The sequence below is a fragment of the Rhodospirillaceae bacterium genome (assembly GCA_040219235.1).
Taxonomy (GTDB): domain Bacteria; phylum Pseudomonadota; class Alphaproteobacteria; order Rhodospirillales; family Rhodospirillaceae; genus WLXB01.
Window position 1 is genome coordinate 216,092 of sequence record JAVJSV010000012.1, and the last position, 14,355, is coordinate 230,446.

At 56.6% G+C, this 14,355-nt stretch carries 16 protein-coding genes; 7 read left to right on the forward strand and 9 right to left on the reverse strand.

What is annotated here, in order from left to right:
* Positions 1-49 precede the first annotated feature (49 nt).
* Positions 50-910, reverse strand: a complete 861-nt coding sequence (locus RIC29_11235; protein MEQ8735488.1) for a fructosamine kinase family protein — start codon at positions 908-910, stop codon at positions 50-52.
* Positions 911-957: 47 nt separating this feature from the next.
* The gene (locus RIC29_11240) at positions 958-1,434 is read right to left on the reverse strand and encodes a low molecular weight protein-tyrosine-phosphatase (GenBank protein ID MEQ8735489.1); all 477 of its coding nucleotides are present in this window, start codon (positions 1,432-1,434) and stop codon (positions 958-960) included.
* Positions 1,435-1,554: 120 nt separating this feature from the next.
* Here RIC29_11240 and RIC29_11245 point away from each other — a divergent pair, with 120 nt between their 5' ends.
* The 3 genes from RIC29_11245 to RIC29_11255 are packed head-to-tail and all read left to right on the forward strand — an operon-like array spanning position 1,555 to position 3,263.
* On the forward strand, positions 1,555-2,289 hold the full coding sequence (locus tag RIC29_11245; protein ID MEQ8735490.1) for an NAD-dependent deacylase: 735 nt from the start codon (positions 1,555-1,557) through the stop codon (positions 2,287-2,289).
* Positions 2,290-2,300: 11 nt separating this feature from the next.
* On the forward strand, positions 2,301-2,885 hold the full coding sequence (locus tag RIC29_11250; protein MEQ8735491.1) for a uracil-DNA glycosylase family protein: 585 nt from the start codon (positions 2,301-2,303) through the stop codon (positions 2,883-2,885).
* 21 nt (positions 2,886-2,906) lie between these two features.
* Positions 2,907-3,263, forward strand: a complete 357-nt coding sequence (locus tag RIC29_11255; GenBank protein MEQ8735492.1) for a 4a-hydroxytetrahydrobiopterin dehydratase — start codon at positions 2,907-2,909, stop codon at positions 3,261-3,263.
* Positions 3,264-3,454: 191 nt separating this feature from the next.
* Here the strand turns inward: RIC29_11255 and RIC29_11260 are convergent, their stop codons facing one another.
* A complete protein-coding gene (locus RIC29_11260) occupies positions 3,455-4,390 on the reverse strand; it encodes a DMT family transporter (GenBank protein ID MEQ8735493.1) in 936 nt (311 codons plus the stop codon).
* A 183-nt stretch (positions 4,391-4,573) separates the two neighbouring features.
* On the opposite strand from RIC29_11260, the gene RIC29_11265 reads away from it, so the two are divergent.
* The 3 genes from RIC29_11265 (at position 4,574) to RIC29_11275 (ending at position 7,796) form a co-directional block, all read left to right on the forward strand.
* The gene (locus RIC29_11265) at positions 4,574-6,550 is read left to right on the forward strand and encodes an acetoacetate--CoA ligase (GenBank protein MEQ8735494.1); all 1,977 of its coding nucleotides are present in this window, start codon (positions 4,574-4,576) and stop codon (positions 6,548-6,550) included.
* 14 nt (positions 6,551-6,564) lie between these two features.
* Positions 6,565-7,164: an RNA methyltransferase gene (locus RIC29_11270; GenBank protein ID MEQ8735495.1), complete on the forward strand. Its 600-nt coding sequence runs from the start codon at positions 6,565-6,567 to the stop codon at positions 7,162-7,164.
* A 110-nt stretch (positions 7,165-7,274) separates the two neighbouring features.
* On the forward strand, positions 7,275-7,796 hold the full coding sequence (locus RIC29_11275) for an invasion associated locus B family protein (protein ID MEQ8735496.1): 522 nt from the start codon (positions 7,275-7,277) through the stop codon (positions 7,794-7,796).
* A gap of 32 nt (positions 7,797-7,828) precedes the next feature.
* On the opposite strand, the gene RIC29_11280 is transcribed toward RIC29_11275, so the two are convergent.
* From RIC29_11280 to RIC29_11290, 3 genes are read right to left on the reverse strand one after another with little or no spacing between them, the layout of a single operon-like run.
* Positions 7,829-8,629 carry an aminotransferase class IV gene (locus RIC29_11280; GenBank protein MEQ8735497.1) on the reverse strand — a complete coding sequence of 267 codons (801 nt, stop codon included), beginning with the start codon at positions 8,627-8,629 and terminating at the stop codon, positions 7,829-7,831.
* The gene (gene pabB / locus RIC29_11285) at positions 8,626-10,125 is read right to left on the reverse strand and encodes an aminodeoxychorismate synthase component I (protein MEQ8735498.1); all 1,500 of its coding nucleotides are present in this window, start codon (positions 10,123-10,125) and stop codon (positions 8,626-8,628) included. The genes RIC29_11280 and pabB overlap by 4 nt, the downstream gene beginning before the upstream one ends.
* Positions 10,052-11,032, reverse strand: a complete 981-nt coding sequence (locus RIC29_11290) for a D-glycerate dehydrogenase (GenBank protein MEQ8735499.1) — start codon at positions 11,030-11,032, stop codon at positions 10,052-10,054. The genes pabB and RIC29_11290 overlap by 74 nt, the downstream gene beginning before the upstream one ends.
* Positions 11,033-11,140: 108 nt before the next feature.
* Here RIC29_11290 and RIC29_11295 point away from each other — a divergent pair, with 108 nt between their 5' ends.
* Positions 11,141-11,689, forward strand: coding sequence for an SH3 domain-containing protein (locus RIC29_11295; protein MEQ8735500.1), 549 nt, complete (start codon positions 11,141-11,143; stop codon positions 11,687-11,689).
* Positions 11,690-11,727: 38 nt separating this feature from the next.
* Here the strand turns inward: RIC29_11295 and RIC29_11300 are convergent, their stop codons facing one another.
* From RIC29_11300 to RIC29_11310, 3 genes are all read right to left on the reverse strand, one after another.
* Positions 11,728-12,354 (reverse strand): DUF3501 family protein, encoded by a 627-nt coding sequence (locus RIC29_11300; protein MEQ8735501.1) that lies wholly within the window; start codon positions 12,352-12,354, stop codon positions 11,728-11,730.
* Positions 12,355-12,403: 49 nt separating this feature from the next.
* Positions 12,404-13,756, reverse strand: a complete 1,353-nt coding sequence (locus RIC29_11305; GenBank protein MEQ8735502.1) for a heterodisulfide reductase-related iron-sulfur binding cluster — start codon at positions 13,754-13,756, stop codon at positions 12,404-12,406.
* A gap of 86 nt (positions 13,757-13,842) precedes the next feature.
* On the reverse strand, positions 13,843-14,265 hold the full coding sequence (locus tag RIC29_11310) for a rubrerythrin family protein (GenBank protein ID MEQ8735503.1): 423 nt from the start codon (positions 14,263-14,265) through the stop codon (positions 13,843-13,845).
* Positions 14,266-14,355 lie beyond the last annotated feature (90 nt).

Genomic DNA, 14,355 nt, shown 5'->3' on the forward strand with positions numbered 1-14,355 from the left:
ATCACCCTGCCAGAGTGCGGAGGTCGGATGAACCACCTCACCATCAAACCTAAACCCCAAATTTTTTCAACGTGCTGTCGATGGAATCCACATAGCTGCCGCCGAACAGCTTGGCATGCACCAGCAGGGGATAAAGATTGTACAGGTCACGGCGCACCTCAAAAAACTCCGGCTTGATCGGGCGGTGTTCGGCGTAGCGCGCGAAGAACGCATCCCCAAAGGTGTTAAACAAGGTTGCGAACGCCAATTCGATTTCCGGGTCGGCATAGTAAATCGACGGGTCAACAAACCCGGCGATCTTACCCGCCGCGCACAGCACATTGCCGGTCCACAGATCACCATGAATCAAGCCGGGGGTGTCCGGCTCTTCAATCCATCTGTCCAGCTTTCCGCATAGGGTTTCAATCCGGCTCACCATCGCAGCGGGAAGCCGCCGCACCGCACGGGCTTCCTGTGCCATATGCAGCAATCGCTGTTCCGCGAAAAAGCTGATCCAGGTGGGTGTTTCCGGATTGGGTTGAGGCAAGCCGCCAATCAGGGTGTCACGCTCCAGCCCGAACGCCGTGCCCGTTATGCTGTGAAGGTGCGCCAGATGATCTGCGGCACCCTGTTCAACGGAGGCTGTAATGCCACCCGAAGTCTCAATGTATGACATCACCAATAAATCTGGTTCGCGATGCAACACTTCAGGCACAGGCAGGGCGGTTTTGGTGGCCAGATAGGCGAGCATCCAGCCTTCCAGGTCCAGTGTCGCTGCCTGACCTTTGCGGGCCGTTTTAACAACCACCCGGCGTCCATCCACTAGGTCCAGGGCCGACACATCGCCAACGCATCCCCCGGTCAGCGGCGCACTTTTTTTGACCGCGCAGTTCAGGGCTGTTCCGACGCGCACATGGAGGACCGGGCTCATGGCTGTTGTGTCACCTGCTTGGTTTGGAACCTGTGAAAACACCTAAGTTAGAGAAAATCGCGCTGAATCGCCTCCAGCAATCCTTTGCTGCCGCTTTCAATCAGATCAAGCACGTTATCAAAGCCATCTTCCTCGCCATAATAAGGGTCGGGCACGTCTTCGGTTTTCGCCCCTCGGGCATAGGACATAAACAGCTTTACCCGTTCATAGGTGTCCCCTGGGGCCATAGCGGTGAGATGCCGGAAGTGCCCCTTATCCATGGCGACCACCACATCAAAGCGATGAAAGTCTTGCTCGGACACCCGCCGCGCCGCCTGACCCGACATGTCATACCCACGGGCTTTTGCCGCCGCGACCGCGCGCGCGTCCGGCGGTTCCCCAATGTGGAACCCCTCGGTTCCAGCAGAATCCACGTTGATCTCTTTGGTTAGTCCCGCCGCAACCACTAAATGCCGGAATACGCCTTCGGCCGTCGGCGAACGGCAGATATTTCCGGTACAAACAAATAAAACCCCAACCGGCACTGGCCGTCTTCCTTATTCCTATGGATCTCTATGGATCCCTGTGGTCCTTTACGCTGTCCTTTGCACTGACCTGATCAGGGGCTAGCATAGCTCCAGTTTAGGTCCCCAGCGGCGCGCACTATGCCCCAAAGCTTCACGCCCGAGAAGAATTCTAATATCGTTATCCTCACAGGAGCTGGAATCTCGCAGGAATCCGGGCTTGAGACCTTCCGCGACCCGGGGGGAATCTGGTCAAAAGTCCGCCTGGAGGACGTCGCGACTCCGCAAGCCTTCGCACAAGACCCCGACGCCGTCCATGCCTTTTACAACATGCGCCGCGCCCGACATAAGGTCGCCACCGCCAATCCCAATGCCGCCCATATGGCCCTGGCCCGGCTGGAACACCACTGGCCAGGGCAGGTGACGGTGATCACCCAGAACGTGGATTCTCTGCACGAGGCCGGGGGCAGCCAAAACCTCATCCATATGCACGGCGTCCATTCAAAGGCCCGCTGTAATCACTGCCAGCATATCGTTGCCTGGGAAGGTGATATGTCCAGGGCGGATGTGTGCGCCGCCTGCAACAGTCCGGGCGGCCTGCGGCCCCATGTGGTGTGGTTTGGGGAAACCCCGTTGGAGCTGGATCGTATTCAGGCGGCGTTGCTGGACTGCGATCTGTTCCTCTCCATCGGCACCTCGGGCAATGTCTATCCGGCGGCGGGCTTTGTCTCGGTGGTCAAACACATTGGCCGCGCCCGCACAGTCGAGTTGAACCTGGAACCGTCGGTGGGGGCCGATCATTTTGATGAGGGGGTGTATGGCCCCGCCACGGCAGTCGTGCCCGCCTATGTGGACGACCTGCTGGCGGTCTTATGAGCCACGACCCCATGACGAAGCTATCTGCTCTTTTGAACGATGTGCGCGCGTGCACCCACTGTGCGGCCCATCTGCCGTTGGGGCCGCGTCCGGTGGTGCGCGTTGCGCCCTCGGCCACGCTGCTGATCATCGGTCAGGCTCCCGGCACGCGCGTCCATGACAGCGGCATCCCCTGGGACGATAAATCCGGCGATCGCCTGCGCGACTGGCTCGCCGTCGATAAAGACACCTTTTACGATGATCGCCGCATCGCCATCATGCCCATGGGCTTCTGTTATCCGGGGGTTGATAACAAGGCCGGAAAAAAGGGCGGCGACGCCCCGCCCCGCCCTGAGTGCGCGCCCCTCTGGCACACAAAGCTGCGGGCGCATCTGCCCAACATTAAACTCACGCTGCTGATTGGCCTGTATGCCCAGGCGTATTACCTGGGGAAACGCCGCAAGAACACGATGACGGACACGGTTAAAGCCTGGGCGGAGTATCAGGACGAGGGTTTGTTGCCGCTGCCTCATCCCAGCTGGCGCAACACCGGCTGGCTGAAAAAGAACCCCTGGTTCGAGGCCGAGGTGTTGCCGGTGCTGCGGCAAGCAGTTTAGACAAGAATTTCGCCGGACGTCATTTTCCAAAACCCAAGGCCAAAACCACAAGCCAAAACCACAAGCCAAAACCAAAGGGACACCGTCATGGTTAAAAAATTATCACCCACCGCGCGCGCGAAAGCGTTGTCTGCGTTGTCTAACTGGACCGAAGTCGAGGGCCGTGACGCCATCCAGCGCACGTTTAAGTTTGCCGATTTCAATGCGGCCTTCGGCTTTATGACCCGCTGTGCGCTCAAGGCGGACCAGATGGATCATCACCCCGAGTGGTTCAACGTTTACAACCGGGTCGAGGTCACGCTCACCACCCACGACGCCGATGGTCTCAGTCAGCGCGATGTGGATCTGGCGACGTTTATGGACGCCGCTGCCGGATAGCGGTCAGATTTTCAGGGGGGTATGCAGCGCAGCACAAAGAGATCGTGCATGGGCTCGCTCCACATTCATCTAAGCCATTGAAATATATGATTTTGTGGTCTGAAAAACGGGCGTGCATGGGCTCGTTCCAAGGTCGGCCTGGACTCGTAAAAAAGGGGTTGGGCCATTAAAAGGGCCCAAAACCCCAGTTTTTAGCGGTTTTCTGGCGTCACAGCCGGGTCAGGCGGCGGCGGCGGCGGGGCCTGCACACGGGCGCCCCGCATCACAATGTATAGGGTTGAGGCGACAATCACGGCGGCCCCAATGAAGGTGGCCAGGCTGGGGCGCTCGTTGAAAATCAGAAGCCCTGCCACTGTTCCCAAAATGATTTGCAGATAATCAATCGGGCTCATCAGCGTTGCCTCGCCGATGGCAAAAGCCCGGATCAGACAGTACTGCCCCAGGCTGGCACAAATGCCCAACCCCATGAGCAACATCAGGTCGCTCTGGCTTGGGGGCTGCCACACCAGCGCTGCTGGAATAGCAGAGATCACCACCGTGCCAATTGAGAAGCTCAGCATAATTGTGACCGGTGCGTCGTAGGGCACAATCAGTTTTACCGTCACCAACGCGCCTCCAACAGCCAACGCCGCCAAGAGCCCGGCCAGGATCGCCGGTTCAATCACCATGCTGCCCGGCTCCACCATGATCAGCACGCCGATGAATCCAACCGCTGTCGCCAGGCCGCGTCGCCAGCGCACAAACTCACGCAGAAACACCGCCGCCAGAATGATCATGAACAGGGGCCGGGTGAAATTCAGGGAAATGGCGGTCGCCAGCTCTAACTGTGCTACCGCATAAAAGCCCGAGGCCATGCCGATCACGGCACAGGTGACGCGGATGAGATGCAGCCCCGGCTTTCGAATGCGCAGCGCGCCCATGCCGCTTTTCATCAGCAGCGGAATCACCACCAGCATGCCGAACACACAGCGGAAAAAGACGATCTCAAACGTATGCAGCGTTTGTCCGGCGAGCTTGATCAACACCGCCGTCGCGGAAAAAAGCACAACACTGCCCAGCATCCATATCGCGCCACGCAGATTATCGATGGGCAAGCTGTCACTGGAAATTATGGGAGAAGACGTCAAAACATATCCAACAGGCGCATAAGCATGCCATTACGCAAAAGTGAGGCGCAGATTGGGCTTTGCACCTGAACACCTCATACTATAGCAAAGACGCAGGATTTGTGACCGGCCTTATCTGCAATGAAGCCATGTCTGCAATGAAGCCATGTCTGCAATGAAGTTATGTCTGCAAGGAAACTATTCGTGAACAGCGATCAAAGGTCAGCCCTCTGGTCTCCGTCTGAGACGCGCAGTCGCTCATCGGCCATGACAGCGTTGATGCAGGGCCTGTCTGCCGCTCACGATGCGCCGGCTGAAGATGACGCGGCCTTTCACCGCTGGACCGTCGACCACCCCCAGCTGTTTTGGCGCTTCCTGTGGGGTGATTGTGAGGTGATCGGGGAGCCTGGTGATGTGGTCCTTGAGGAGGCAGCGCGTCTGCCGGGGGCCTCGTGGTTTCCAAAGGCGCAGCTGAATTATGCGGAAAATCTCCTTGCCCCGCGGGACCCAACTGCAACGGTTGTTCTGTTCCGTCGAGAAGATGGCGTCAGCCAATCCCTGACGTTCGACGCCTTGTGTCAGGATGTGGCGCGCTGCGCCCAGGTGTTCCAGGCGGCAGGTGTTTCGACAGGGGATCGCATTGCGGCCTACTTGCCCAACTGTCCGGAGACGGTGATCGCCATGCTGGCGGCGGCCTCGCTGGGGGCCGTGTTCTCGTCGGCCTCGCCGGATTTTGGGGTGCGCGGTGTGCTCGACCGTTTTGGTCAAATCGAGCCCAAAGTGCTGATCGCCACCAACGGCTATATCTACAACGGCAAGACCCACGACCGCCGCGCCCAAATTGAAGAAGTCGTCGCCGGACTCCCCACGCTGACGAAGGTTCTGGTGGTGCCATTTGTTGAGGACCTGAACGCAGACCTTGATCTCCCAAAGGCTGAGGTTTGGCCGGAGGCGTTGGCTGCACAGTCTTCGACGCCCTTGACCTTCACCCGCGTACCCTTTGCGCATCCGTTGTTCATTATGTTTTCGTCGGGCACCACCGGTGCGCCCAAATGCCTTGTGCATGGCCACGGCGGCACGTTGTTGCAGCACCTCAAAGAACATCGCTATCACCTGGATATCCGCGCTGAAGATCGCGTGTTCTATTTCACCACCTGCGGCTGGATGATGTGGAACTGGCTGGTCTCGGCTCTGGCCTTAAAAACCACGCTGTGTTTGTACGATGGTTCGCCCGCCTATCCCGAGGTATCGGTGTTGTTTGACTATGCCGCCGAGGAGAGATTTACGTTCTTTGGCACTTCAGCGAAATTTATCGAGGCGCTCAAAGCGGTCGCCGCCCACCCCATCGACAGCCATGATCTGTCGGCGCTGCGCACCCTTGCGTCCACGGGGTCGCCGTTGTCGGCAGAGTGCTTTGAGTATGTTTATTCGCACATCAAAGCGGATGTCCATTTGGCGTCTATTGCGGGTGGCACCGATATCATCGGCTGTTTCATGACTGGCAATCCAAGACTGCCCGTCTATGGCGGCGAAATCCAAAGCCCGGCTCTGGCGATGGATGTGGCGGTCTTTGCGTCCGATGGCACCCGTCTCACACAGGGCGCGGGCGAACTGGTTTGCGCCAATGCCTTTCCCTCCATGCCCACCGGGTTCTGGGGCGATGACGACGGCTCCCGTTATCACGCGGCTTACTTTGAAACATTCCCAGGAGTGTGGACCCATGGCGATTGGGTTGAGCAAACCGAACACGCTGCCGGGATTCAGGGTTTCATCATTCATGGCCGCTCTGATGCCACGCTGAATCCTGGGGGTGTGCGCATTGGCACGGCGGAAATCTATCGGGTTGTCGAAGGCTTTGGCGGAGTCAAAGAGGCCCTGGTGGTCGGCCAGCAATGGGACGGGGATGTCCGCGTCATTCTGTTCGTCATCATGGAAGCCGATGCGACGTTAACGGACGATGTGATCACCATGTTAAAGACACAGATTCGCAGTCAGTGTTCCCCCCGTCATGTGCCTGCGAAGGTGCTGGCGGTCCCGGATATACCACGGACCCGGTCCGGTAAAATTTCTGAACTTGCGGTGCGCGATGTTATTCACGGGCGTCAATTGAACAACACCGAAGCGCTGGCCAATCCGGGCGCGCTTGATTACTTCAAAAACCTCCCGGACCTAAAAACGTAAATCGGAGACCAGGCGTGCGCGGATATTTTGGAATCGGGGTCGAAGGCATCACCAAGGCGTACAATGTTGGCAATGTCTTTCGAACAGCACATGCGTTCGACGCGAGTTTTGTGTTTACGGTTGCGGCGGTGTATCAGCGCCGCCCCGGGGGTCATACAGATACGTCCAAGGCGGTCAGCCAATTGCCGTTCTATGAATTTCCGACGATCGAGGCCATGAGTCTGCCAACGGGGTGCGCTCTGGTGGGGGTTGAATTGGATGATGCCGCTGTCGAGGTGCCCAGTTTCCGCCATCCGCAAAATGCGGCTTATATTCTTGGGTCCGAGCGGTCTGGGTTGTCAAAGGCAATGATCGCGCGCTGTGATCACCTGATCAAAGTCCCGACGCGCTTCAGTCTCAATCTCGGGATTGCCGGGGTTGTGGTGATGTATGATCGCCTGGTGTCTCGTGGCCGCTTTCCGGGCCGTCCGGTTTCGCCCGGCGGACCAACCCAGGCTTTGCCGGAACATGTTCATGGCGGCCCTATTCTGCGGCGTCAGCAAATCCAGCAATACCGCACGGACCCGCCTTTGGCAGAGCTTGCAGAAGTTGAAAAAGGGGGGCGAGAAGATTGACTTGCGACTCCGCAGAAACTAATGGCTTGCGTCTGAGCCACAAGATCAACACAATCCCCTGGGATGGTGACCTCTGAGGTCTGATAATAAAACGAAGGGAGTTCTTCTGGATGCGCGCTATTAACGCACTGACAGCACTCACATTTTTGATGATTGCCCTAACCGGCGCCACAGCGGCATCGGCCCAAGACGTAACTGTGATCGGCACCCATGGTGCATGGACAGCTTATTCGTATCAGGAAGATTCTGGAATCGTTTGCTACATGGCCAGCGAACCCACAAAAGCAGAAGGGAATTACACTCGGCGCGGTGATGTCTTTGCTCTGGTCACGCATCGCCCCAGCGAAGATTCTATGGATGTCGTCAGCATTGTTGCTGGCTATGCCTATAAAGAAAATTCAGATGCGACAGTGTCTGTTGGCTCAAGTTCTTATGAAATGTTCACCAATGGCGAGCGCGCCTGGAATCGTGATGAGGCCACAGACAAGGCCATGGTTCAGGCGATGATCCGTGGCTCCTCGCTCACGGTCAAAGGCACCTCCAGCCGTGACACCCTCACCACCGATACGTATTCTCTCAGTGGTTTTACGGCAGCTCATAAAGATATTACCACCGCCTGCACGTCAGGCTAATACCCAGCCCTGCACGGCAGACGGGTCTCGTCTTATAATCGTGCCGCCAGAAGCTGGGTAATCAAGCCCGGCTGACCATCTCCAATAGGCTGTCCGGCGACAGCGACCAAGGGCCGTATGCCCAAGGCATTCGTCAGAAAGGCTTCTTCCGCGCGGCTTAAATCTTCCGGGGCAAGGGGCTGCTCCTCGCCACGAAACCGCGCGATGATGTCGGCCCTCATGACTCCCGGTAACGCGCCTTCGGAGACGGGCGGTGTCAATATGGCACCGTTGATCATGAGGAAGAGATTCGAAATGGTTGATTCTGCCAGCCTGCCTTCGCTGTTCATCAGCAAGGCGTCATCCGCGCCGTAGGTTTCAGCTTCACGCCGGGCAATCACACTGTCGAGATAACTTAAGGATTTAATCCGCGATAGCGGCGAGTGTTCGTTGCGGCGCGTGGTCAACGCAATAATGGCCGTCACAGGCCCGCCGGGCGGCGGCAACGGGGCGGCAGAGATCATCAAAGTTGGAAATCCGGGATCAGGCGGCAGCAGACCTCTCGGGCCTGGCCCCTGACTCAGCGTCAGGCGCACAACCGCATCGGACAGATCGTTTGCCTCTAATACCCCAGCAAGCCGTTTTACGATGCCGACATCGGGCGTTGGCATCGTGATGCCAAGTGTACCAGCCCCCTCGCGCAGGCGGGCGAGATGGGCTTCAATACGGTTAGGCTTGCCGCCGCGCACCCGGATTGTTTCAAACACGCCATCACCCAAGGTAAAGCCGCGATCTGCCGGGTCAATGCGGGCTGAGTCTGCGTTTTGCAAGGTGCCGTTAAGATCGATAATCATGATGACGCTGTGGTCTCAAAAGATGCGGACTCAAAAACCGACAACAAAGGACGTAGTTTTACCATAGCCTCTTCATATTCAAGGGCGGGAACAGAATCTGCAACGATCCCGCCTCCGGCTTGGGCAATAATCTCGTCCCCATCGATGACAAGACTGCGTATCACAATCGATGAGTCCATGGCGCCATCGAATCCCATCCAGGTAATCGCCCCGCAATAGGGCCCGCGACCCGCAGGCTCCAGTTCATGAATAATCTCCATCGCGCGAATCTTCGGGGCCCCCGTCACGGAGCCACCCGGAAAGCAGGCGCGCAATAAATCACTGCAGGTGACATCGGGCCGCAACTGGCCGGTCACGACAGACACCAGATGATGCACCCGGGCAAAGGTCTCGACCTCACACAGTTGTGGAACGCTGACGCTGGAAGGTTCGCAAACCCGGGAGATATCATTGCGCATGAGATCGACAATCATCAGGTTTTCGGCACGGTCCTTGACGCTCGCCTTCAGCGCCGTTGCCAAATCCGCATCCACCTCTGGTGCGTTATTGCGCGGTCGTGTTCCTTTAATGGGCCGTGTTTCGACACGGCCCTGGGTGTCAACGTGTAAAAAACGCTCAGGCGATGCGGACAACACCTGAAAATCTGGAGTGGTAGCAATATAAGCGCCGAAGGGTGATGGCACCGCCGTGCGCAATTGCCGGAACACATCCCACGCGCTGACGTCTTTTGGTTTCGCGGCCCGGAAGCGCTGTGTGATATTGGCTTGGAAAATATCGCCGGCCCGAATGTAGGCGATCGCACGGTTGATGCTGGCTTCTATTTCACTCTGAGACTGGTCCGCGTGCCACGTGGCCGTTGATGTTTTTATGGGCCGCGCTGATGCTCCGGCGATTTTATCCATAAACCATTGCGCGCGTTTTTGCGCCCTCAGGTCGCGTTGGTGCGTGTCCTGCTCGGGAAAGCCGTTGGCGATGACCCAAGCACGTTTCTGCTTGTGATCAAACGCGGCAATGACGTCATAAAGACCAACGCTCATCGCCGGGTCAGTGGCTCCAGGTCTGGGGGCGGGAAGGGTTTCGACCGCCCGGCCCATCTCGTATCCGATGTAGCCAACCGCGCCGCCACAAAAGGGCGCGGGCGACTCTCCTGATGAAATCGGGAACTGGGCCAGCAGGTCTTTGAGAATGTGAAACGCATCCCCGGGGATATGAACACCGTCGATGGACGTCTGTAATGTGGCGTTGACGGAAACGACATGAACAGGAGATGCGGCGATGTAAGACCATCGCCCCATATCTCCAATGCCGTCGCCATGAAGGAGCGCGGAGCCGGGTTCATTAGCAAAGGGCTCAAAGGCGACAAGAGGATCCCGCCACGGACGCTCTCTGACGATAAGCACGGTATTTATGACCTGTTGTGTATCAGCTTGGAAGGACGCGGTCAGGGAGTCTATGGCCGTCAACGAAAGCCTTGATGTTGAAGATGACTTTTTCACCCATGGCAATGCGGCCTTCTATGGTTGCTGAGCCCATATGCGGGATAAGAGTGACGTTGTCCAAATCCAACAGTTTTGGGTTTACGGCTGGTTCGTGTTCAAACACGTCAAGGCCGGCACCGGCCAATGCGCCGTCTTCGAGCATTTTTACCAAGGCATCTTCATCAACGATTTCACCGCGCGCAACATTAACCAGGTAGGCATCTTCTTTTAGAAGTTTGAGGCGGCGTTCTGACAGCAGATGGAATGTTGCCGGGGTGTGTGGGCAATGTATGGAGATAACATCCATACGGGCCATCATCTGATCCAGGCTTTCCCAGTAAGTTGCCTCTACGTCCTGTTCAATCTCAGGTCTAAGCCGATGCCGGTTGTGATAATGCACCGCCATGCCAAAACCGCGGGCCCGTTTTGCGACGGCCAGACCGATCCGGCCCATACCAATAATACCCAGACGCTTTCCGGCTAACCTCCGGCCCAGCATATGGGTCGGGGTCCATCCGGTGAAGCGGCCTTCCTGAATCAGTCGTGAGCCTTCAACCAAACGCCGCGGCACGGCGACAATCAGCGCCATGGCCATATCGGCTGTGTCTTCGGTCAGCACATCGGCTGTATTGGTGACGGAAATGCCGGCTGTTTGCGCTGCTGCGACATCAATATGGTCAGTGCCATTACCAAAATTCGCGATTAAACGCGTCTTTAAGCCCTTCGTGCTTAGCAACTCTGAGTCAATTTCATCGGTCAGAGTCGGAACCAGCACATCGCAGGAAGACAATGCCTTGGCAAGCGCGTCGCGATCCAACGGCGTGTCATCTGCGTTCAGGCGTACGTCAAACAGTTCCATCATGCGTGTTTCCACGACCTCTGGAAGCTTGCGGGTCACGATTACTGTGGGTTTGCTAAGAGTCATCCGTGTCTCCGGGCGATAGAAGCGTTTCCCTACCAGCCGCTGCCCGCCTTGTCCAGAATGCCAGTCCCCCGTTGCCAAAGGCGACTTTTTTGGGCAAGACATGGCTTCATGACCCGACATCGAAAACTTAAGCTCCAGATCGCCCGATTCAGCAGCGCTATTGCTGTGTTCACGCTTCTTTTGTGGGGTGGACTTGGCGGCGCAATCCAGACCGCTGACGCGCAGCAAGGGCGCGTGTCATCGCTTCCAATTCCGCGCTTTGTGTCTTTAAGAACAGAGCCCATAAACATGCGGACGGGGCCAGGAGTGCGCTATCCTGTCACGTGGGTCTATCAACGCCGTAATCTGCCCGTAGAGGTCACGGATGAGTTTGATACCTGGCGCCGGGTCAGGGATCCGGATGGGGCAGAAGGCTGGGTCCATCAGAGCATGCTCTCGGGTCAGCGCACGGGCTACGTGACGGCTTTGGATTCCACGCTGTTTAAAGGATCAGCCCCCTCAAGTGCAGTGGTTGCAAAAATTTCACCGGGTGTTGTGATTGTTGTTGATCGTTGCCCGAAGCAGATCGACTTGTGTTTGGTCGATGCCAAGGGCACCAAAGGCTGGTTGTCCCGGGCCGCGTTCTGGGGCCTCTATGAAAACGAAACCATAGATTAAGGCTAAGCTGTGACAGGTGCCTCGGTTGTCCGGGTGTTCTAAGTACTCACAGCGTCTAAGTCACGCGCAAGTTCTGCTTTGGTCTCGTCCTGCAGCACCGCCGTGTGTTTATAGTTTTCATGCTCAATACCCAGTGTGACCTGCCCCTCTGTGGTCAAGAAGGCTTTGGCCTGATCGTCGCTAAACGGGAATTTTATGAAATGGACGGCAGATGTTTTGCCATCTTCTGTGGTGCGCTCAACATCGTCTTCGGGCACACCCGCGACGCGTTCGTCCGCGAACGACAGAACAATTTTATTTTCGATATGTCCTAAGGTCGCCAGGGTCCGCCGGCGGCGGCCTTCATCTTCGATTTCAATCAGAAGCGTGGCCACCAAATTACGCCCTTGCGGAATGAGGGGGTTGTAAGCCTCAAGCTCGTCGTCGATCTGCGCGTCACCGCCTTTTTCGATATAGAGCATTTCCTGTACCTGGGCCCACATGGTCTCAAAACTTTCAAAATGAAACGTTGCAAAAGGACCCACGTGAATACGGCGTTTCGCTTTTGTCGTAATCAGCTTGCGGCGATAGTCGCGGCGAATTTTGCCGTAGTCTTCAAGCGGCATCAGATCATCGCGAGTGATGTTCTTTTTTACTGGCGTGTTCGCTGGTGGTTTATCAAGCATGTGGGCCTCTTGTGTAACGTGGAGTCCCCCAACCCCAGTTCGGTTAAAACTAGAATCCGTAGGCTTTCGCCAGAATTTGAATGGGGTGTGTCGCGTGTTCAATTTTAGGCGTGTCGTCACCGCTGGCTGCCGCATCCTGAACGGGTTCCATGCCCTGGACGATATGTTTTCCAGCCAAAGGACACTCCGAACACACGTAAGATGGTTTAGATGCCGACATTTTTTTCACGGTTTGTTTGGCAAACTTGGTTGCCACATCGAAGTTCTGTTTCTTGATGCCCCATGATCCGCCATGGCCTGAGCAGCGTTCGACAACGGTGATCTGCGCATCCGGAATGGCGCGGAGCATCTCGGCCCCTTTTGGCCCCATGTTCTGCGCGCGGGCATGACAGGCCAAGTGCAGAGCAATCGGTCCACCAACAGGGCTTAGCCCTTCTGCGAGCCCCTCTTTGTTGGCGATCCGCATCACGTATTCTGAAATATCAAAGGTCGCGCGGGCGAGGCGTTTGACGTCTTCATTGTCGGGCAAAATAAGCGGCCATTCGAATTTCATCATCAGCGCGCAGGATGGCACCAGAGCAATGATGTCCTTTCCCGCGTCAACATACGGCTTCAAAGCCGCCGCTGTGGCTTTTGCTTTTTCAGCAACACGGGCAATGTCGCCCTGCTCAAGCTGTGGCATGCCGCAACACCCTGGGTACACAACCTCGGTCTGTACGCCATTGTGTGCCAGGACGTTCAGGGCGGCGGTGCCGATGTCAGGATTATTGTAATTGGCAAAGCAGGTCGCATAGATCACGGCCTCGCGGCCATACGCTGGCGCGTTAGTGTTGACCGTGGGTGGATGCGCTTTCGCCCGCGCCTGGAAGGTTTTGCCGTGATACTTTGGCAGTTCTGCATCTTTATGAACGTCTGCAACAGCTTCGAGAATAGGCCGTGTCAGGATGTTGCCGCGTTTTGACGCCCAGTTTGCAATTCCAGAGACACCGCCAGCCAGTTTACCGTTGCGATCTGTCTCGGTGAGTTGTTTGTCGAAAAAGGGAATGCCTCGGTTGGCTTTTTCGGCGGCCCGGTAGCGCAGCATCAGATGGGGAAAATCAATATTGAATTCGTGGGGCGGAACGTAAGGGCACTTGGTTAAAAAGCACATGTCGCACAGCGTGCAGGCATCGACGACAGATTTGAAACTGGCGCTGTCTACCCCCTCAACCTCATCCTCCTGTTCATCCACCAGGTCAAACAGGCGCGGGAAAGAGTCACACAAATTAAAGCAGCGTCGGCAGCCATGACAGATATCGAACTGCCGGCGCATTTCTGCGTCAAGTTTTTTGGCATCGAGAAAGTCTGGGTTTTGCCAATCAATTGGGTGACGCGTGGGCGCGTCAAGACTGCCTTCACGCATGGCGGGTTCTCGCGTCTCTATTTTAAAACAGGCATCTAGGAAGTGTGTGACCGGCCAGCTGTCCAGCCGGTCACGACACGTTCAATTTAGCTGTCGAGGCTATCCAGAGCTTTCTGGAAGCGACCGGCGTGAGACTTTTCAGCTTTTGCAAGGGTTTCAAACCAGTCAGCAATTTCGTCGAAGCCTTCTTCGCGTGCTGTCTTGGCCATGCCCGGGTACATGTCGGTGTACTCATGGGTTTCACCTGCAACGGCGGACTTCAAGTTAGACGCGGAATCACCAATCGGCTCACCCGTTGCCGGATCACCCACTTCTTCAAGGTACTCAAGGTGACCAAACGCATGACCGGTTTCGCCTTCGGCGGTTGAGCGGAACAGCGCGGACACTTCGTTCTGACCTTCAACGTCAGCTTTTTGTGCGAAGTAGAGATAACGACGGTTGGCTTGGCTTTCGCCGGCAAATGCGGCTTTCAAGCTTTCTTCTGTTTTACTGCCTTTGAGTGCTGCCATGAGTCCCTCCTGGAATTTTGTTTGAGATGGCGGTCTATGAGGATTGGACACCAAACACATCCAACCACTGTGACTCTTCTAAATCACGGG

Bases quoted from the DNA above. Each gene is read 5' to 3' on its own strand.
- RIC29_11235 (MEQ8735488.1), bottom strand. From the start codon at position 910: ATGAGCCCGGTCCTCCATGTGCGCGTCGGAACAGCCCTGAACTGCGCG.
- RIC29_11245 (MEQ8735490.1), top strand. From the start codon at position 1,555: ATGCCCCAAAGCTTCACGCCCGAGAAGAATTCTAATATCGTTATCCTC.
- RIC29_11250 (MEQ8735491.1), top strand. From the start codon at position 2,301: ATGACGAAGCTATCTGCTCTTTTGAACGATGTGCGCGCGTGCACCCAC.
- RIC29_11275 (MEQ8735496.1), top strand. From the start codon at position 7,275: ATGCGCGCTATTAACGCACTGACAGCACTCACATTTTTGATGATTGCC.
- RIC29_11280 (MEQ8735497.1), bottom strand. From the start codon at position 8,629: ATGATTATCGATCTTAACGGCACCTTGCAAAACGCAGACTCAGCCCGC.
- RIC29_11290 (MEQ8735499.1), bottom strand. From the start codon at position 11,032: ATGACTCTTAGCAAACCCACAGTAATCGTGACCCGCAAGCTTCCAGAG.
- RIC29_11295 (MEQ8735500.1), top strand. From the start codon at position 11,141: ATGACCCGACATCGAAAACTTAAGCTCCAGATCGCCCGATTCAGCAGC.
- RIC29_11300 (MEQ8735501.1), bottom strand. From the start codon at position 12,354: ATGCTTGATAAACCACCAGCGAACACGCCAGTAAAAAAGAACATCACT.
- RIC29_11305 (MEQ8735502.1), bottom strand. From the start codon at position 13,756: ATGCGTGAAGGCAGTCTTGACGCGCCCACGCGTCACCCAATTGATTGG.
- RIC29_11310 (MEQ8735503.1), bottom strand. From the start codon at position 14,265: ATGGCAGCACTCAAAGGCAGTAAAACAGAAGAAAGCTTGAAAGCCGCA.